The 17,837-nt window shown below is 55.8% G+C and carries 18 protein-coding genes and 1 tRNA gene; 5 read left to right on the forward strand and 14 right to left on the reverse strand.

What is annotated here, in order from left to right:
- The first annotated feature begins 61 nt into the window (after window positions 1–61).
- Entirely contained in the window at window positions 62–769 is a 708-nt protein-coding gene (locus RLO149_RS06515; protein WP_245538133.1) for a transglutaminase-like cysteine peptidase, read from the forward strand.
- Window positions 770–1,399: 630 nt separating this feature from the next.
- On the opposite strand, the gene RLO149_RS06520 is transcribed toward RLO149_RS06515, so the two are convergent.
- The 9 genes from RLO149_RS06520 to RLO149_RS06560 all read right to left on the reverse strand — a co-directional run bounded on the left by RLO149_RS06520 (window position 1,400) and on the right by RLO149_RS06560 (window position 13,468).
- A complete protein-coding gene (locus tag RLO149_RS06520; protein ID WP_148264317.1) occupies window positions 1,400–2,194 on the reverse strand; it encodes a choice-of-anchor K domain-containing protein in 795 nt (264 codons plus the stop codon).
- 842 nt (window positions 2,195–3,036) lie between these two features.
- Window positions 3,037–5,271, reverse strand: a complete 2,235-nt coding sequence (locus RLO149_RS06525) for a putative bifunctional diguanylate cyclase/phosphodiesterase (protein ID WP_013961291.1) — start codon at window positions 5,269–5,271, stop codon at window positions 3,037–3,039.
- A 417-nt stretch (window positions 5,272–5,688) separates the two neighbouring features.
- On the reverse strand, window positions 5,689–6,075 hold the full coding sequence (locus RLO149_RS06530; RefSeq protein WP_013961292.1) for a DUF6481 family protein: 387 nt from the start codon (window positions 6,073–6,075) through the stop codon (window positions 5,689–5,691).
- A 248-nt stretch (window positions 6,076–6,323) separates the two neighbouring features.
- The gene (locus RLO149_RS06535) at window positions 6,324–7,286 is read right to left on the reverse strand and encodes an ABC transporter ATP-binding protein (protein WP_013961293.1); all 963 of its coding nucleotides are present in this window, start codon (window positions 7,284–7,286) and stop codon (window positions 6,324–6,326) included.
- A complete protein-coding gene (locus RLO149_RS06540; RefSeq protein ID WP_013961294.1) occupies window positions 7,286–8,260 on the reverse strand; it encodes an ABC transporter ATP-binding protein in 975 nt (324 codons plus the stop codon). Before RLO149_RS06540 ends, RLO149_RS06535 begins: the two co-directional genes overlap by 1 nt.
- Window positions 8,260–9,204: an ABC transporter permease gene (locus tag RLO149_RS06545; protein WP_013961295.1), complete on the reverse strand. Its 945-nt coding sequence runs from the start codon at window positions 9,202–9,204 to the stop codon at window positions 8,260–8,262. The genes RLO149_RS06540 and RLO149_RS06545 overlap by 1 nt, the downstream gene beginning before the upstream one ends.
- On the reverse strand, window positions 9,204–10,184 hold the full coding sequence (locus tag RLO149_RS06550; protein ID WP_013961296.1) for an ABC transporter permease: 981 nt from the start codon (window positions 10,182–10,184) through the stop codon (window positions 9,204–9,206). The genes RLO149_RS06545 and RLO149_RS06550 overlap by 1 nt, the downstream gene beginning before the upstream one ends.
- A 50-nt stretch (window positions 10,185–10,234) precedes the next feature.
- Window positions 10,235–11,800: an ABC transporter substrate-binding protein gene (locus tag RLO149_RS06555; protein ID WP_013961297.1), complete on the reverse strand. Its 1,566-nt coding sequence runs from the start codon at window positions 11,798–11,800 to the stop codon at window positions 10,235–10,237.
- Between the two features lie 87 nt (window positions 11,801–11,887).
- Complete coding sequence (locus RLO149_RS06560) at window positions 11,888–13,468, reverse strand: ABC transporter substrate-binding protein (RefSeq protein ID WP_013961298.1); 1,581 nt, start codon at window positions 13,466–13,468, stop codon at window positions 11,888–11,890.
- A gap of 599 nt (window positions 13,469–14,067) precedes the next feature.
- On the opposite strand from RLO149_RS06560, the gene RLO149_RS06565 reads away from it, so the two are divergent.
- Window positions 14,068–14,143, forward strand: a tRNA-Thr gene (locus RLO149_RS06565).
- A gap of 126 nt (window positions 14,144–14,269) precedes the next feature.
- On the opposite strand, the gene RLO149_RS06570 is transcribed toward RLO149_RS06565, so the two are convergent.
- Complete coding sequence (locus RLO149_RS06570) at window positions 14,270–14,539, reverse strand: ACT domain-containing protein (protein ID WP_013961299.1); 270 nt, start codon at window positions 14,537–14,539, stop codon at window positions 14,270–14,272.
- 118 nt (window positions 14,540–14,657) lie between these two features.
- Here RLO149_RS06570 and RLO149_RS06575 point away from each other — a divergent pair, with 118 nt between their 5' ends.
- Complete coding sequence (locus tag RLO149_RS06575) at window positions 14,658–15,047, forward strand: hypothetical protein (protein ID WP_013961300.1); 390 nt, start codon at window positions 14,658–14,660, stop codon at window positions 15,045–15,047.
- A 17-nt stretch (window positions 15,048–15,064) separates the two neighbouring features.
- Here the strand turns inward: RLO149_RS06575 and RLO149_RS24005 are convergent, their stop codons facing one another.
- The 4 genes from RLO149_RS24005 to RLO149_RS06595 form a co-directional block, all read right to left on the reverse strand.
- Window positions 15,065–15,739, reverse strand: a complete 675-nt coding sequence (locus RLO149_RS24005) for a hypothetical protein (protein WP_245538134.1) — start codon at window positions 15,737–15,739, stop codon at window positions 15,065–15,067.
- Window positions 15,740–15,773: 34 nt separating this feature from the next.
- Window positions 15,774–16,295: a hypothetical protein gene (locus RLO149_RS06585; RefSeq protein WP_083825444.1), complete on the reverse strand. Its 522-nt coding sequence runs from the start codon at window positions 16,293–16,295 to the stop codon at window positions 15,774–15,776.
- A gap of 241 nt (window positions 16,296–16,536) precedes the next feature.
- Window positions 16,537–16,716: a hypothetical protein gene (locus tag RLO149_RS06590; protein WP_013961303.1), complete on the reverse strand. Its 180-nt coding sequence runs from the start codon at window positions 16,714–16,716 to the stop codon at window positions 16,537–16,539.
- A gap of 4 nt (window positions 16,717–16,720) precedes the next feature.
- Window positions 16,721–17,074 (reverse strand): MobA/MobL family protein, encoded by a 354-nt coding sequence (locus RLO149_RS06595; protein WP_013961304.1) that lies wholly within the window; start codon window positions 17,072–17,074, stop codon window positions 16,721–16,723.
- Window positions 17,075–17,246: 172 nt separating this feature from the next.
- On the opposite strand from RLO149_RS06595, the gene RLO149_RS06600 reads away from it, so the two are divergent.
- Window positions 17,247–17,573, forward strand: a complete 327-nt coding sequence (locus RLO149_RS06600; RefSeq protein WP_013961305.1) for a conjugal transfer protein TraD — start codon at window positions 17,247–17,249, stop codon at window positions 17,571–17,573.
- A gap of 1 nt (window position 17,574) precedes the next feature.
- Entirely contained in the window at window positions 17,575–17,820 is a 246-nt protein-coding gene (locus tag RLO149_RS06605; protein WP_013961306.1) for a conjugal transfer protein TraD, read from the forward strand.
- Window positions 17,821–17,837 lie beyond the last annotated feature (17 nt).

Raw genomic sequence — 17,837 nt, forward strand, 5'->3', positions numbered from 1 at the left:
TTCCCACCCGATTAGACTAGCATATTAATAAACGTTAAGATCACTGGTAAGGGGAACTTTTGTGCCGTTTCAGCAGAACCGATCAGCAAAAATGATTGAACGCCTCGGCGCGACCGAGAACCTATCGATCGCGCGCAGTGTTGCCCTTGGACGAGATAACGCGAAAGGGTTGTTGCTGGGTTTAGCAGTTGGGGTTGCGCTCGCGCTGAGCACTATACCGGTCGCTGCGGCTGGGAATGGAGGCAGCGCGTTTCTTGTGGCTCAGAAGCCGGTGAAAGCGCCGTCCGGGTTTAACGGATTGTGCGCACGATATGATTGGGTTTGTTCTATGTCAGGAACGGGCTCTACACTCACATCCAAGCAATTGGAGCTCGCAAAATCTGTAAACCGGGCCGTGAACAAGGAGGTTCGAGAGATCGAAGACCTGCGCCAATACGGCAAGGAAGAGTATTGGGCATTGCCATCATACCGTGGCGGAGATTGCGAAGATCTGGTGCTACTGAAAAAGAAAATGCTGGTCGAACGAGGCGTTCCATCCAAATTGCTTTTGATCGCGACCGTTCTTGACCGTAAGTTGAAAAGCCATGCAGTTTTGGTATTGCGAACAAAGAGCGGTGATCTGGTGCTCGATAATCTGACCAATAAGGTCAAGCCTTGGAAAGAAACCGGCTATACGTTTCTGAAACTCCAGAACCCCAAGTCGCTAAGCCGCTGGGATGCAGTTCTCGCGGGCGGCGTTATTTCGGACCGGCCGACCGCCTCTCGTTAAAGGTAAGAGTTCACGTTCCGTGATGCAAAAAAAGGGGCACACAAATGTTTGTATTTGTGTGCCCCTTTTTATTTCCAGCGATAAGCGCGCCGGCGTAAATCTGAGTTACCCAGGAAGTCCGCTGCCGTCACCACCACTCGGACCATTACCCGGGTTTCCGGTCTGTCCACCGTTTTGACCATCGGAAGAATCTCCACGATCTCCGGGCGTGCCTGGGCTGGTTGAGATCGTAGCGGTTGGCCGATCTGTGAGCGACAATGCGCTGTCAGGGCAGGACTCAAACATGCGCCGCAAAATGTCATCATAGTCTGCGCGATTGGTAATCCGTTGGACTACATTCGCAGGAATTTTCTCCCAGTTGCACATATCCCATCTGTTGGTCTGCTCTGCGCTTGCCGAAGCCATAGAGGCAAGCAGGAGGGCTGAGGACAAAACGGCGGCTTTTGAGTAAACAGAGATTCTCATTTTAATTACCTTTCGGGTCGTATTTGTGGGTGGGGGGCGTGGTATTGACGATGCGTCAGTTGGAACCATGCCCCATCAAGTGTGTGTGGGCGATCTGAATGTGTCTGCGTTCTCACGGTGAAAACGCTTGGTTTCGGACAGTTACATGAGCAACCGCCTCGCGTTTTATGCGGTTTTTTGTTTGAAGCGCCGTGCCAGCAAAAAGCTGCCAAAACCCGACAACATCAGCCATAGCCCTGCAGGCAACGGAACGGCTGCAACAGAGGCGTAAACGCCTATCGTCGAACTGCCACCTTCACGGTTTACCCACAAACCTGTGGACTGATCGTAGGTGCTGCCAGATGCCTGTCCATTGTGGAGGAAACCCGTTTGGGTGCCGGGCGTGCCTGCATCGTCCAGACGGAAAAATATGTCCATGACCTTAATCCCGCCATCCAGCGCAATGGGAAGATTGAGATTTGACGTATCTATATAAAAGCCGCTGATCTCATCAGGGCTGTTGCCGGTTCTTTCGTTCTTGCTGGTATCTACCGAACCGTCGATAGAATTGTATGTGTTGAAGCCAACCTGCACGGAGCGAGATTCACCGCCACCGATTGTGTCGAAGTCCAAGTCCAGTGACAACACGCTGCTCCATCTCCGTCCAGCGAACCAATTGGAGTGGTTTACCCATGAAATCGATCCCAGCAGGATTTCGCCTGACTCAGAAACCTTATGGTCGAATGATTGCCCATGCACAGACAGCACACTGGAATCTGACTTGTTTACTTTTTTCGCGGTGCTGTTTGGAGTGCCCCAATACAAGGTGTCAGTGTTCTGACCCTCTATTCTTATCGGTGTCGTATGGGTCCCGCGTGGGTCCGATATCGTACCGCTGAAGTCTCCGGAAATTGTGCTTGCGACGGACGACGTCGCGCATAGAGCCGCTGCACAAGCGGCAAACATTACATAACGTACCATATTTAACTCTTTTAAACTATTTACAACTCGACTCACTTAGCCCCCCTTTCATAACACCACAACCCTCCTAATTTCGACGATTTTGAAGCATTTTGATTAATTGTTCGTTTAAAGGGCGTTAACTAATGAAAAATTTACCAATTGTTTTCAAAACGGAAACAAACGTCAACTTTCAGTGAGTCGCTGACGTTGAATCAATGATCTACACATCATTTGTTGCGGTGCGGTTCCTCGAGCGCGCTTAGCCTATCGGGCTGCGATCAGTTGGCACGGCTCTAAAGGTTAGGGTCAAGGCATCGTCCTGACTGGCCCCACCGGGCCTGTCGTGTTTGATGCTGCTATCTTGGTATCATGTACCGCACCAAAGAGGAGATACACGGCAGTGATGCGGGTGGGTTCGGCGCGCGGCTGCGAATAAATTGATCGCAGCATTTACATGAAGCGCACGCAGAGAACACTGATCCGCAGCCCTTACCGGATGAATGTGCAGAGTTGATGAGATATAGGCTGTCGCGCAAACGAGCCCATACATCATTGCGCGGTGTCTAATAGCGAAAGTTGGGCCTGAAGCCACCGCAATAAACGGTATTTGATGCGTCCAGACCCGGTCATTGCCTTTCAGAGTATTGCACCGCGGATCGCGGGCGCCGACGGTGTTTACCGAAGCTGATCCGGAATTACTTTTGGCAAAAAGCGACGTCATTGACGCATGCCTCCCACAATGGTAAACGACGTCAAAAGCCGGGCAGGCGTGTATTCTGATGCGAGCACGAACGGCCTTGGCAAACGCAGCGATCTTTTCGGCATGTCTTGCTGCGCATGCGTATCAACACGGTAGGCTGTTAGCCTGTCTGTTTCCTCTTTTCTTGCGCCCGTTTGCCTTTAATCAGGAAGTCTGTTGTTTGCCGTGCGTCTACAGGTTTGCTGTAAAGATAGCCTTGAACTTCATCGCAGTTCTGCTTGCGCAGGAACGTCTCATGTGCGTGCTTTTCCACGCCTTCAGCTATGACTTCAAAACCGAGGCTGTGACAAAGGCGTATCAAGCCGCTTGTCAATCGCGTATTGGCCGGGTTTTTATGCAGATCTGTTATAAAACGTTGATCGACTTTGACCCTGTCCAATGGAAATTGCATCAAAGAACTGAGGGATGCAAATCCAGTCCCAAAATCGTCAAACGCAATTGTTATGCCCAATTCGCGAATGGCCTCCAGCACAGAGGTGATTTTCTCCACGTTCCCCAAGGCGACACGCTCGGTCACCTCCACTTCGATCATCGTGGCAGCGGTTCCATGCCGGGTCATCGCATCGTCTAGAACCTTGGGCAGGTTATCCCCATAAAGCTGGCTGGCAGACACATTGATCCCGACGCGTACCGGTGTGCCGAGATCCTGCCATATCCGCGCTTGTTTGCAGGCAAGATCGATCACTTGCTGACCGGCTGGAATGTCAAAAGCGGATGTTTCAAGCGCATTCAGGAACTGGTTGGGATACAGCAACCCCCGTTCAGGGTGATTCCAACGAAGCAGACTCTCGACGCCGACAATAGTATCGTTTGAAAGCCGCATTTGAGGCTGAAAATGCAGCTCGAACTCGTTATTCTGCAATGCCCGTTCAAACTGCGCCGTGAGAGTTATGCGACTGTCGTTTTCCTTGCGCATGCTTGGGTCATAAACGACGTGCCGACGCCGTCCTTGGAGCTTGGCCGTGCGCAGCGCCAAATCCGCATCGACCATGATCCGATCGCATTCGTGTTCCTGAGGGCCCACAAGCTTTATGCCAATCGACAGCTCAACGTGCAGGTTATGCCCATCAATCTCGAACGGCCGTGTCATGGCCTGCAAGATGCAATCGGCCGAGCGCACTGTTTCCTCGTTCGTGCCCTCGATTAAGAGCGCAAACTCATCTCCTCCCAAGCGCGCTGCCAGCGATGTTTTCACCGAACAGTTCACAATTCGTTTTGCGATATCGATTAGCAGACGATCACCGACCGCATGTCCGAGCGCGTCGTTTATGTCCTTGAAGCGGTCTACATCAAACAGCAAAATGCCAGTGGGTGGCACCTTGTCCACGTTCAGTCGGTCGCGCAGCGCGGTGTTCCAACAGCGGCGGTTGGCAAGGCCTGTAAGCGGGTCCGAATTGGCCAGCCGCTCCGCCTCAAGTCGGGACTGTTCCTGCTCCGTGACATTCTGTGTTGCACCCCGATAGCCAAGAAACGTGCCGTCCTTGTCGAAAACAGGGCGGCCGCTGACGGAAAAATGCATGAGTTTTCCGTCAAATTCCTTGGCATAACGCAAGTCGCGAAAGGGCTTTCGGGCGTCCAGCAGTTGTAGGTGAGATCGCCATGGCTCGCGGGTCGTATCCACGTTCAGGATGTCCCATCTTTTGTGCCCCACCATGCTTTCAAGCCCAGCATCCCAAGGATTGGCGCTCGCGGACACGCCAAGCATTGTTTCGGAGGACAACCGGGTAAATCGATGCTCGACATCCGTTTCCCAGAAAATATCCAGCGATGCCGTCGTGAAATCCTCCAGCTTGCTTTTTGCCTCCAAACTCGCCTGGTGGCTCGCACGGCCTTCCATCAGGTCCACAACAAGAACCGCCAGTTTCGCAAGGAGTGCGCGGTCTTCCGATCCAAAGTCCAGATGCGGAACCCCATCAACCAGACATAACGTCCCTACGACGAAACCGTCCGTCGTGCGCAACGGCGCGCCTGCATAAAAGCGAATGCCGTCGGGCGCTTTTACAAGTTCGTTATTCGCGAACCTAATATCTTTGGTTGCATCAGGGATGACCATCACATCGTTCTGGCGCACGGCGTACGTGCAGAACGAAACATCAAGGTTCGTCTCGCACAAATCCAATCCGACCTTTGCCTTGAACCACTGTCGGTTAAGGTCGATCAAGGAAACAAGAACAATGGGGACCGAAAACACACGTGAGGCGATTTCAACTATATGATCAAAGGCAGCTTCGGGGGCGCTATCGAGGATCTTGAACCGCTGTAGCGCCGATACATTTTCAAGATGAAATGCGCGGTTGGGATCAAGGTGGATCGGGACATTGTTCTCAGGTGTCATATGCACTGACCTCGTGTCGACAGACCACAGGACGCATTCCACACTGGACCCCATTCCGGGAATGATACGATATACGTCGTGCTGATCTGTGAACTCATGAGTTTCCCCTCTGCTCCGGCCAGCAGATTTCCCATCAAAGCTCTAATTTTCTCTGAAATTCCCGTTGTCAAAAGGCATTTGATCGCGTGCTTTTACATCAAATCAGAGTCAACTGACTGGAGGTGTCACGCTGTGCTTCGCCGTCTGAAATTATCAAAGCGGTCAGGTGAAATTCCCCGCCCGACATATGCAGCGTTTGAAAGAAATCACCGTAGTTAGCCAGTGTTTCGTTGCCCGCTTTCACAGGCCCCTGTCCCCGCATTGATCATGTTTGGGTTTGTCATCTGCAGCCTCAGACGGGCAGGCGGGCCCGTCAAATCAGCGTTTGCGGGCGCGTCTTGCAGCGTAGCGACGGTCGCGCTCTGCCTTACGCTCGGCCTCGAGCGCTGCAAAATCCTCAAGTTCTTTTTCTGCGGCCTTGGCACGCTCCGCCGCAAGCGCCGCTTCGCGCTCTACCGATTGCGCGGCCTCCCGCTCGGCATCCGCGGCTTGTTGCAGCGCGAGAGCCTCTTGTTCCTGACGCAGCTTTTCTGCATCGGCCTTGCGTTCTGCCTCGCGCGCCACAGCCAATTCGTCTCTCTCAGCTAGCTTTGCCAGCCTCTCCGGGTCGCTTGCAGCAGCCTTGAACCGTTTAAGCAGGTCCTTTTTTGCTTCGGATGCATTTTTCAAGCGTCCGTCAAAGCGATCGCGATTGGAGTTTTTCATATTTTCTCAGCTCACATTGGTGTGGTTCAAGGGGGTGTCGGCGTTGCCAGCCGCATTGGCACTCCAAACACCGTGCCAGTTAACGCACCGATCTATGTGTAGCAATAGGCAAGCGTGCTCTCTTTTCGCCAGCCTACTGGCAGTTTGTGGACTGCCCGCACCCCTTACGGGTCTGCTTGAGAGGGCATCGAACGTTTCGGCGGCGGGGCCACGGGCCATCACGCCGTGTATCGAAAAAATGTGACAGGCTATTCCGCCAGATGGCAGGCCACACGGGTATTGTTCAGTGTCCGCATGGCAGGGCGTTGCGTTTTGCAGATGTCGGTGGCAATTGGGCACCGCGGGTGAAAGGCACATCCGGCCGGTGGGTTGATGGGGTCCGGTATTTCGCCCTCGGGCAGGGCGGCCTCGCGACCAAAGGCGGTCATGCTTGGCGCGGCTGCGAGCAGCATTTGCGTATAGGGATGTTTCGGGTTGGCAAACAGATCCTCCGGGCTGGCTTCTTCGACGAGGCGGCCGAGGTAGAGCACACCGATGCGATCCGCCATATGCTGCACAACCGTCAGATCATGGCTGATCAGCACGTAAGTCAGGCCGAAATTATCCTTCAGATCGCTCATCAGGTTCAGGACCTGCGCCTGAACGGAGACATCAAGTGCGGATGTCGGCTCATCGCAGACGATCAGTTTGGGTTCGGATGACAAGGCCCGTGCGATGCATATCCGCTGGCGTTGACCACCTGAGAACTCATGGGGGAATTTGCCCGCATCCAGAGCGGACAGGCCCACTTGTTCGAGCAGTTTTTCCGCCAGACCGTCCGCGTTACCCCCCCGTGCCACCACAGGTTCCACAATGATGTCGCGCACGCGCCAGCGCGGGTTGAGCGAGGCGAATGGGTCCTGGAAAATCATCTGAATGTCAGAGCGGATCACATCGATCTTGCCCGCGTCCGTTTCACTGGCAAGGTTGACGCCGTTGATCTCGACCGTGCCGGCGGTGGGGGTCAAAAGCCCGACCAGCATGCGCCCGATGGTGGACTTGCCGGACCCGCTTTCGCCGACCAGCGCGTAGGTGCTGCGTGCTGCGACTTCGAAATCCACCTCCGAGACGGCCGTCAGCAGGGATTTGGGGCGCCGTTCCAGCACGCGGTTCAACCAAGGCTTTGAGACGTCAAAGACGCGGGTGAGGGATTTGACGGAAATCAGGGACATCAGGATACCTTTTGTGCGGCCATCGGGAACCAACACGCCGCAGCACCATCCGTGATCTGCGGCCTCGGGGCGGCGCTGCATTTGGCTTGCGCATAGGCGCAACGGGGATGAAACGCACAGCCCTCGGGGACTTTGTTCAGCCGGGGCATCGCGCCTTCGATCTGGTGCAATCGGGCCTTGCCCTGTGAGGCAAGCGGGGTCGAGGCCATCAGGCCAAAGGTATAAGGATGGCGGGGGGCAGTGAGGACATTGCGCACGCTGCCCAGTTCCGCAAGCCGACCCGCGTACATGACGGCCACACGGTCGGCGGCTTCGGCAATCACGCCCATATCATGAGTGATCAGCATCACCGCCGTGCCACGTTCACGACAGAGCCGCTTGAGAAGGGCGATGATTTGCGCCTGCACGGAGACATCGAGCGCGGTCGTGGGCTCATCTGCGATGATCAGGGACGGCTCGGCACATAGAGCCAAGGCGATCACCACGCGCTGGCGCATACCACCGCTGAATTCATGCGGATAGCTGTCGATGCGTTCGGCGGCCCCGGGGATGCCGACCTCTTCCAATGCCGCAACCGCGCGCTTGTGTGCCTCGCTGCGGCTCACATCGAGGTGGGTCAATATGGTTTCGGTCAGCTGATCGCCGATGCTGAGCAGGGGGTTCAAAGAGGTGAGGGGGTCCTGAAACACCATGCCGATCTGCTTGCCGCGCAACCGGCGCATCTCTTCGCCTTCAAGACCATCAATGCGGGTGCCATTCAGCCAAATCTCACCGGCTGCCACATGCGCAGGCGGCGTCAGCAGACCAATCACGGCATTCCCCGCCATGGATTTTCCAGCACCACTTTCACCCACAACGCCGAGTATTTCGCCAGCATGGATGTCATAACTGACACCGTCCACCGGTTTGACCGTTCCGCTGCGGTTGGGGATTTCGACCGACAATCCCCGGATCGACAAGACAGCATCCGACATCAGCGTAACCTCGGGTTCAGCGCATCGCGCAGCCAGTCGCCCAGCAGGTTGACACTGAGCGCGAGTGCCAGAAGCGTCACGGCAGGGAAGAGCAAAATCCACCACTCACCCGAGAACAGGAACCCCTGACCAATGCGGATCAGTGTCCCCAGCGAGGGTTGTGTGGCGGGTGCGCCCACGCCCAGAAAACTCAGCGTGGCCTCGGCGATAATCGCAAGCGCCAGCGTGATTGTGGCGATCACCAGAACGGGCGACAGGACATTGGGCAGGATGTGCCGCAGCATGATGGCAAAAGGCGTGCGGCCAATAAGACGGGCTGCTTCGACGTATTCCTTGCGCTTTTCCACCATCGTGGCACCGCGCACGACGCGCGCAAACTGCACCCACTCCCCCAGCCCGATGGCGAGGATCAGCACCCAGATGGCCATCTGGTCGCGATATTCGACCGGTGTGATCCCCTTGGCGACGCCGAAAATCAGCATGGCCACAAGGATCGAGGGAAAGGTCAGCTGCACATCAGCCGTGCGCATGATGATGGTTTCCGTCCAGCCGCCCACATAGCCGGAAATCAACCCCAGCGTGATGCCCAGCACCATCGCCAGCAACACCGCAGCGACACCTACGAACAAAGACACGCGCATCCCGTAAAGAATGGTCGAAAACACATCCCGCCCCTGATCATCGGTGCCCAGCAAAAAGCTCTCTCCGGTAAAGGCATTCGGGGTCATCGGCCCGGTGAAACCATTCATCAGGTTGAGGGACGAAGGATCGAACGGGTTGGTCGGGGCAATCAGCGGGGCAAAAACAGCTGAGAGCACAAGGAGGCCGAATACGATTGAAGAGACCACGGCAACAGGCGATTTCTTGAACATGTAGAAAACGTCGCTGTCGAGGAACACCCGCAGGCGTGATTGCTCTGCCGCCTTTATTGGCAAATCAGTCATCAGTGCCCTCCCGCACGGTCAACCCGCAGGCGCGGGTCGATAAAGAAATAAAGGATATCCACGATCAGGTTGATCGCGACAAACATGACTGAAATCAGCATGAGGTATGCGGCCATAACGGGGATATCGACAAATTGCACAGCGTTGATGAACAACAGACCGACGCCCGGCCATTGGAACACTGTTTCCGTGATGATGGCGAATGCGATGATCGCGCCAAGCTGCAAACCGATCACGGTGATTACGGGCACCATCGTATTTTTCAGCGCATGGCGGAAATTGATCGCCCGTTCGCGCAGGCCCCGCGCGCGGGCAAAGCGGATGTAGTCCTGGCGCAGCACCTCCAGCATCTCGGATCGCACCAGTCGCATGATCAGCGTCATCTGATAAAGACCCAGCGTGATGGAGGGCAGGATCAGCGCCTTGAGGCCGGAACTCGTGAGCAGCCCCGTGGACCAATTACCGATCTGCACGACCTCGCCGCGCCCGAAACTGGGCAGCCATCCTAGTTCAACAGAAAAGATATAGATCAGCAGGATCCCGATCAGAAACGTCGGCAGGGAGACACCGATCAGCGAGGCGGACATGATGAAATTGGCCGTGAACCCCTTGCGCCGGATCGCCGTGAACACCCCGAAGGCAATGCCAAAAGCGATGGCAAGGATGCCGGACACGGCGGCAAGCTCAAGCGTGGCGGGCGCGCGTTCGAGCAGGATTTCCGCCACGGGCCGTCCCTGACGATAGCTGACACCAAAGTTGCCCTGCGCCGCCTCCTGCAGGAACCTGTAATATTGAACGGGAAACGACTGATCGAGGCCCAGTTGTTCACGCAGCCGTTCGATATCCATCGCCGTGCGTTCCTGACCCAGCATGTTGTCAATCGGATCGCCGATAAAGCGAAACATCGAAAAAGCCGTCAGCCCCACGATCAGCAAGACAAGCGCGGATTGCAGGACACGCCGGATGATAAAGGCAAGCATGATGGTGACTATCCCAATTGCCGCCGGGCCTGATCGCCCCGCAGATGTTCCTAGTTAACGCTAACCCAGCGCAGAATAAAGAAGTTGTCGGGCCGTTGCACCAGATCGATATGCGCACGGGCCCCCCAAACGAGCGGCTGCACATAAAGTGGCACATAGGCCGTGTCCCGCTGCAGGATCTGCGCCACCTCATCCAGCATCGCCTGACGCGCAGGCTCGTCAATTTCCGACTGGATCATTGGCAGCAATTCATCGACGCGCGCACTAGAATAGCCGCCGAAATTCCAACTGCCCAGACGCTTTTCCTCATTCGGGGTCGCGGCCAGAAAGCGGATCGGGTGTTCAGCGTCAAAGGTGCCGGGCGACCAGCCCAGCAGATACATGTCGTAATTATCCGCGCGCAATTCGGGCCAATAGGTCTGCACGGGCATCGCATCGAGCGTGGCGCGCATGCCGACCTGTGCCAGCATGGCCGTGATCGCCTGACAGACCGCTTCGTCATTCAGATAGCGGTCATTGGGGCACTTGAACCCGAATGAAAACCCATCCGGATATCCGGCTTCGGCCAACAGGGCACGCGCGGCATCGGGGTCATAGGGGGGCTGCCCGGCCAGCGCATCGGAATAGCCGCGCATGGCGGGGCTGACCAATTGGTTCACCGCTTCGGCGTTGCCGCGCATCGTTGTTTGCAGGATCGCGGGCACGTTGATGGCATGGGCCACGGCGCGGCGCACGCGCGGGTCGGTGAAGGGATTGGCGTCCGGTGTCTGCGCAGAATATTTCAACGTTTCTGCCTCATGCGGAAAGCCTAACATGATCACACGCGCCTCGATGCCCTGGATCACCTTGATATTGGTGTCCTGCTGCAAGCGCGCGACATCCTGCACCGGCACCGGGTTGATGAAATCGACATCCCCCGACAGCAATGCCGCGATGGCGGTGGCGGGGTTCTGGATGGGCGTAAACTCTGCCCGGGTGATGTTATGGGTCGCCGCACCCCACCAGCCTGCGTGCGGTTCAAGCACGGTGCGCAGGCCCGGTTCACGGCTCGTGATCGCAAAGGCCCCGGTGCCATTGGCATGCAGCGTGGCATGGTTGCCGCGTTCCTTGTCCGGGCGGGTGGCATCGTTTGCCATGGCCCAGTCGCTGTCCATGATCATCCAGTTTGCGATGCTGTCGGGAAAGATCGGATTGGGCGCGGTGGTCATGAAATCGACCGTAAAATCATCGACAAGGATCACATCCGAGACCGGCGCGAACCAACTGCTGGTATCCGCCGCATCGCTGGCGGCGCGCTCATAGGAAAACAGCACGTCCTGTGCGGTGAACTCAGCCCCATCCTGAAAGGTAACATCGCGGCGCAGGTTGAAACGCCAGCCCTCACCATCGCCAATCGCTTCCCAGCTTATGGCGAGTGCGGGTTCGATGGCCATGTCCTGACCGCGCCGTACAAGACCTTCGTAGACGTTGTTGAGAAACCCCAGAACAGGCGCTGAATTGACCGCATGCGGGTCCATGGTTTGCGGGTCTGTCGTGCTGGCCCATGTAAATTCAGCCGCCTGCGCAACAGGTGCCAGAACAGCGAAGAGGGCGGCAAAGCTTAAATTTCGTAACATTCTATCCCTAAAGCGGGCCAAAGCGGTGGCCTGCGCTGAAGCAAACAAACAGCGGCGCGCCCAAGGGCAGGGCGCGCCGCGTTTCGTTTAGTTCATGGTGAAGTATTTCACCTTCGGCTGATCTTCGGGATCAACCTCAATGCCGACGTTTTCTGCCATACCCCAGTTCAGAACCTGGTGATGGATCGGGATATACAGTTGCTCATCCTGAACGACCCGCCAGATTTTGGCGATATCCGCATTGCGGGCTTCCAGATCGGTGTTGGAGGCCAGTGACTTGATCATGGTATCCAGTTCCGCATTGGCGAAACCCGTTCCGTTCCATGTGCCGATTTCAGATTCGCGGGAGTGCACAAGGAAATTGAATACATACTCGGAATCATATGTCGGCACGCCCCAGCCCAACATGTAAAAGTCGGTCTTGCCATCGGTGATCAGCGGGAAATGCTGCGCCTTTGGTTTGGCATCAAGGTTTACCGTGACGCCGATCTGACCCAGCATCCCGACCGCCGCCTGACAGATGCCTTCGTCGTTGACATAGCGGTCATTCGGGCAATCCAGCCGGATCGAGAAGCCATCGGCATATCCGGCCTCGGCCATCAATGCCTTAGCGCCTTCAATATCCGTTGTGGATTCCGCGTCCATGTCCGCCGTCCAGCCATTGACGAAGGGTGGCGCAATCATGCCAGCCGGCGCGCTTTGCCCGCGCATCACGACCTGACGGATTGCATCGCGGTTGATCGCCATCGACATGGCCTTGCGCACGCGCACATCGGCCAGCGGGTTCGCGCCGTCGATGCTATCCGCCTCGATGTCATCCGCACCTTGGTTCATCCCAAAGAAGATGACCCGGTTTTGCGGTGCTTGTTTGACCACCAGCCCATCCACGTCATTCACGCGCACGAGGTCCTGCACTGGCATGTCCTGCAGGAAATCAATTTCACCCGAAAGCATCGCAGCCACGCGGGTTGCCGCGTTCTGGATCGGCGTATAGACGATTTCCGTCACTTCCATCGGGAACTGATCGATGCCCCAATAGGCGTCATTGCGCGTCATCACGGTTTTCACGTCCGGCTCGCGGCTGGTCAGCACGTAGGGCCCGGTGCCGTTGACGTTGGTGGTCGCAAAAGTGATCTCGCCACCCTCGAAATCCTGCACACTGACGGTGTTGTTTGCCTCGGTCCAGTCCTTGTCCATGATGAACAGGTTGGTTAGATTCGACGGCAAAATCGGGTTCGGCCCGTCGGTCACGATCTCGACGGTGAAATCGTCAACGGCGCGCACTTCGGTGATCGAACCGATCAGTTCCTTCATGTCGGAATTGGGTTGCTTGGCCCGTTCAAAGCTGAATACCACGTCTTCGGCGGTAAAGGCCGCACCATCGTGAAAACTCACGCCCTCGCGCAGGTTGAACACCCATACATTCGGGTCATCGGCCTTGGGCGCCCAGTCCGTGGCCAATGCAGGCTCAAACGCGCCGGTGACGTCGCGGATGATCAGCGGTTCATACATCTGATGGCGGATCGTGTGGGTCGGCCCTTCGTTCTGGGCGTGCGGATCAAGCGTCAGCGCATCGCCGGAGCGCGCCCACCGCAGTGTTTCGGCGCTGAGTGGTGCTGCGGTTGTCAGCAGCAGCGCGCCGATCATGGTTGCTATTGTCGGTTTCATTCAGAATCCCCGTGTTTGTTATTTTTACGCTGCAACCTTGGGCTATTTTCTGCCAATGGCAAGAGCCTGACCGGATTTCCCGACCCAAATTCACCATTCGCAAAACCTGTGCTCATTGGCTACCCGCCAATGGCTTGGGCCGCTGGACCGGGTCGGGCCATCCGTGCGTATTCTCTTGTATCCGACGGCGCCATGCAACGTGAATGGTATGCCAAACGGTTTTGCAGCATGTGTCGCACCGGTTTCAGGCGCGATGAGCCGTCTCTGACGGCAGGCCGGTGCACGCTTTGCCGAGGCGTCGCACATCACTTGACCAGCTGACGTCGTCCAGTGCCGGTGACGAAAGGGCGTGCTTTGGTAACAGACGGTTGGGGTGGCTGTTCATCTAGAAGATTTTTATTGCCGGGTCGCAAAGGTGTGTCATGATAATTTGATCGCAAAGAAGGCAATTTTTCCGTCTAATCGGTATTGCATAACAGAACATCCTCGCCTAAACGATGCGTCGCGAATATTGAGAATTCTGAGGGCGGTTACAAAGTAATTGCATTTTAGGATTTCTAAATTACGCCATGACCTGATAGCTTAGCTGCTTTCGGTCTGCCCCTATAGCTCAGCTGGTAGAGCAATTGATTTGTAATCAATAGGTCCGCGGTTCGAGTCCGTGTGGGGGCACCATTTTACCAAATAATATCAATACGTTGAAGGTCGCCAGTCAGGGCGACCATCGTTGTGTTTTTATGCTCTGCAACAGCTCTGCAACATTCAGACAGTGATAGACGCGGAATCGTTCACTGCTTGTTTCTAGGCAGCACTCTTGGCCAGTTCTTCTTCGGACCAAGCGTTTTGCATATTACGCAATTCTTTCGCAGCCATTTCCCAATAGGTCACAGCGTAGCCGAACTCAGCGTTCGTCATCAGTATTTCAAGTACGGCGCGGTCATCATCAAGCGTGAGATTCAAACGCTGGCCGCGAACCGAGATAATGTTGCCACGACATGTGAAGTCGTCTTGGTCGGGGTGTGTCGCAAGTATCGCAAGTGCGCGGGTCAGGTTTTTGTCTTGGTGGGTCATAGTGTAGCCCTTTCATGGCTGTTGTGGTTAGCTGCCTTCATCATGAACAGCAGCTTGAGACCATTCATATGAAGGCACTTAGACCAACGCAGTTGTGCAAAAGCCGGAGATTCTCAACTTGACCGACAAAGAAGCTGTTGACGCTTACGATGCGTGGGCAATCCTAGCTGCGAACCTTAAACATCTGCCCGCAGGCGCGAGGCCGTACTTTGAAAGGCTTTGCGCTAAGGTCTATGAGTTTGATCCGCACGAAACCGATGAGTTAGCTATGACCAAACATCTTGAGGTTCCGGTCATTCGAGCAAAACCGCGAAAAAAATTGGGCGCTAAGTCCAAACACGACTATGCCCAGATTTTTGATTGGGTGGAGGCGTGGCGGCGAGAAGCCGACGTCGGACTTGAGGCGGCACTGATCAAGTACGTAGAAGTGTTTGATTTGGAAGTTGGCTATGAAACAATCAAATCCACCTATCACAAGGTGCGAAAAGCCCGAATTGCAAACATGTAGCAGACCAAAGGTGAAACTTAGAACTTGCTGAAAACGTTCTGGAGCAGCGTCTCGATATGAGCCGCCGACTTGTTTGGGCCTACGTGTAGTGAGTTTGGGTGGCCACAACCGTTTCTTAGGTCAAGGGCAGCTTTCAATTGGGCCTTTGCGTTCTTGCCGATGATCGACAACCCCTCAAGCCGGTCGAGGAAATCGCTTTCACCCATCTTGCCAAGATCATCTGCGGTCACCGCCTTTTTCCACTTCTTCCCGGCGATCCTGAAAGCTTCGGCGTTGAAAGGAGCAAGGTGGTTTGCGTGAACGTGTTTATGCAGCACATCCATCGCGCCAAGCCATGACATCACAATTGCCGACCGATACAATTCGGCCTCATGACACTTGATCGCTTCTTCCACGAAGTCGCGAGTTTGGGAATCCGTGATATTGTCGAGATGCGCCCGAAGATCGACGGCCACCTGCATGGCTGCTGGGCTAACTTTTGACACACCCATATTGCGCAAATGCATCTTGCCTGCGTCGGTTAACTCCCAACCGTCAGGAGCACGCACAGCTTTTCCTTTGCTCGATCCAAGTATTTGGGACTCGTTCCACTTTGTTGGGATACGAAAACCCGCTTCCTTGGCCCGTTCACGGATATCTACCAGTTGGACCGCGCAATCAAAACTAGCTAAAACAAGTAGTAATTTCTCCAACCTGCCGAGGTCTTTGTGCAACCAATTTTTGAGTTCACTCTAGGCCAGCAAGCTGTTTCTCTGCGTTCTGCTTTTCGCTGGCTGTTAGAGAGTATTTACCGCCATGTAGTTTGTTCAGCTTCTTATTTTTCAACAAACTAGCAAAAGCTTTTTCAAGATTACCGCCACGCATACTAACTTTACAGAAGTTATTGGCTTCCTTCATCGCCGCGATTATTTCTTTACGTGTGCATCCATCTTTTCCCTGGACCATTTGCAGCTGAATTACCGAACATAGGAGCAAGTCAGCTGCGCTCTTTGAATCGTACTGCGTTGCAATTGCGTTCGTCGAAAAGTTGTAAGTCTGTCCACCGTTGTCGGTGTGTGTCGTAGCAGCTGCCTCGTCGTAATCGGGCCCATGCTCGTCTTGCTTACTATCTTCAAATTGGCCCGAGTGGTTGCTCAATTCTCCCATCGTAACAAGCAGTGTTTCAATGCCACCATCCAAGAAAGCAGGATCGCCTTCGTACTCAATTTCCATTGTTCCAACTTTTATCCGAATTTTGGCGTCTGCCATAATCAACCTCAACAATGCGCATAATTCGTCAACACTGCTATTAGATGTAGTGGCAGGCAAGATTTTGCTGATCCCAAACTGCACAAGCGGAGTAAATGCTCGTCTAAGGCACATTGTGGTACGCGGGCGGTGAGTGTTTGGGAAAGCCCGACCACCGCATGAGCGCCTCGTTTTTGCCGGGTCGCTCGTCGATCTGACTGCATGATGATGGGCGCGATTTTCGTCAGCGCGACGACAAACGTCACCAGTACCCCTTAAGCTGCGACTGACCGACGATGGCACCGACGGAGCGGTGATCGGACAGCCAAGCCGCGAGCGCCGTTGCGATGGCGGCATCCGCGTGCGAGAAATCCGTGCCCCCGTCGATTTTCATGCGACCAGCCGCCGTGATTTCGGCCTCAAAGGATTCCAGCTCCTGCACGAGTTCAGACCGTAGGGGGAAATTGCCAAGCGTCAGGTCGCCCGTATGGAGCGCCGAGTTGAGCCTCGGACATCTCGCGCGGAATGGCGAACTCTACCTCCTTGGCCAGCTGCGCATCGCGCCTGACCTCGACCGCCTCGACGGCGTTCCAGAGCTGTTCGCGGTCAGACCAGACCTCGGGCGCGGTTTCCGGCAGCAGCACCTCGGAATGCACGACACCGCGCTTGGCCGTGAAGTCATGGGGACGGTCCAGCCGCTCGTCTCGCAACCACGATGCTGCGCGGTAGGCAGCGGACGCCACCGCGCTGGAACCAGCTGCGCGCCCGATGACCTTCACGTGGAGATGATAGATTGCCATGATGGCGCAATCATCTACACAAGAACGCCCACGTCGGAACGACGTATAAGCGCGCCCTCCCTCAATAAAATCTCGGGAAGGACCGGCGCATCCCCGGCCGTCCTGGCGACTCTGCTGCCTTCTTCAAGATGCCCCGCTATCCTCGCTGCATCAACAGGTTATGGAGGCAGGAATGCGCAAACCACGGGATTATGATGCGGAACTGAAAGGACTGGAAGCGAAGGCGAAAGAGCTGAAGTCCCGCAAGGTGCAGCAGCTTGGCGAGCTGGTGATTGCCACCGGGGCCGATGCGTTCAGCGCCGACGAACTGGCGGGCGCACTGATCGTGCTGGCCGAGACCACGGACACCGGCAAAAGGGAGGCATGGGCAAAACGCGGGGCCGCGTTCTTTCAGCGCCGGTCGCGGCGATCTCAGAAAAGGGCTGACCGCAACGCGAAAAGCACTCCGGCGCAATCGAGCGGCACGCAACCGGCATCAGGCGACAATGGCGCGGCGTGATATGCGCAATTGGCAGGTCGAACGCCGCAAGCGCACACGGCATCTGATCGAACTTGGAGGCCTTCTCGTCAAGTCGCGCGTCGTGGAGCTCACCGGTGACGACCGCGCTCTGATCTACTGCGCGTTGCTCTGGATGGCAGAAAAGCTCAAGGGCGAACAAGGCGATCATGCACGAGAAGTTTGGGCCGAGAAGGGGAAAGGGGCGTTCGAAGACGCTCAGAAAGGAGATGGGCCCTTGGGCCGGTAGTGGTCCAGAGGTCAGCG

The sequence above is a fragment of the Roseobacter litoralis Och 149 genome (assembly GCF_000154785.2).
Taxonomy (GTDB): Bacteria; Pseudomonadota; Alphaproteobacteria; order Rhodobacterales; family Rhodobacteraceae; genus Roseobacter; species Roseobacter litoralis.

Excerpts from the sequence above, each read along its gene's own strand:
- RLO149_RS06520 (WP_148264317.1), bottom strand. The coding sequence starts at position 2,194 with ATGGTACGTTATGTAATGTTTGCCGCTTGTGCAGCGGCTCTATGCGCG.
- RLO149_RS06525 (WP_013961291.1), bottom strand. The coding sequence starts at position 5,271 with ATGACACCTGAGAACAATGTCCCGATCCACCTTGATCCCAACCGCGCA.
- RLO149_RS06530 (WP_013961292.1), bottom strand. The coding sequence starts at position 6,075 with ATGAAAAACTCCAATCGCGATCGCTTTGACGGACGCTTGAAAAATGCA.
- RLO149_RS06535 (WP_013961293.1), bottom strand. The coding sequence starts at position 7,286 with ATGTCCCTGATTTCCGTCAAATCCCTCACCCGCGTCTTTGACGTCTCA.
- RLO149_RS06540 (WP_013961294.1), bottom strand. The coding sequence starts at position 8,260 with ATGTCGGATGCTGTCTTGTCGATCCGGGGATTGTCGGTCGAAATCCCC.
- RLO149_RS06545 (WP_013961295.1), bottom strand. The coding sequence starts at position 9,204 with ATGACTGATTTGCCAATAAAGGCGGCAGAGCAATCACGCCTGCGGGTG.
- RLO149_RS06550 (WP_013961296.1), bottom strand. The coding sequence starts at position 10,184 with ATGCTTGCCTTTATCATCCGGCGTGTCCTGCAATCCGCGCTTGTCTTG.
- RLO149_RS06555 (WP_013961297.1), bottom strand. The coding sequence starts at position 11,800 with ATGTTACGAAATTTAAGCTTTGCCGCCCTCTTCGCTGTTCTGGCACCT.
- RLO149_RS06560 (WP_013961298.1), bottom strand. The coding sequence starts at position 13,468 with ATGAAACCGACAATAGCAACCATGATCGGCGCGCTGCTGCTGACAACC.
- RLO149_RS06570 (WP_013961299.1), bottom strand. The coding sequence starts at position 14,539 with ATGACCCACCAAGACAAAAACCTGACCCGCGCACTTGCGATACTTGCG.
- RLO149_RS06585 (WP_083825444.1), bottom strand. The coding sequence starts at position 16,295 with ATGGCAGACGCCAAAATTCGGATAAAAGTTGGAACAATGGAAATTGAG.
- RLO149_RS06595 (WP_013961304.1), bottom strand. The coding sequence starts at position 17,074 with ATGGCAATCTATCATCTCCACGTGAAGGTCATCGGGCGCGCAGCTGGT.
- RLO149_RS06600 (WP_013961305.1), top strand. The coding sequence starts at position 17,247 with ATGCGCAAACCACGGGATTATGATGCGGAACTGAAAGGACTGGAAGCG.
- RLO149_RS06605 (WP_013961306.1), top strand. The coding sequence starts at position 17,575 with ATGCGCAATTGGCAGGTCGAACGCCGCAAGCGCACACGGCATCTGATC.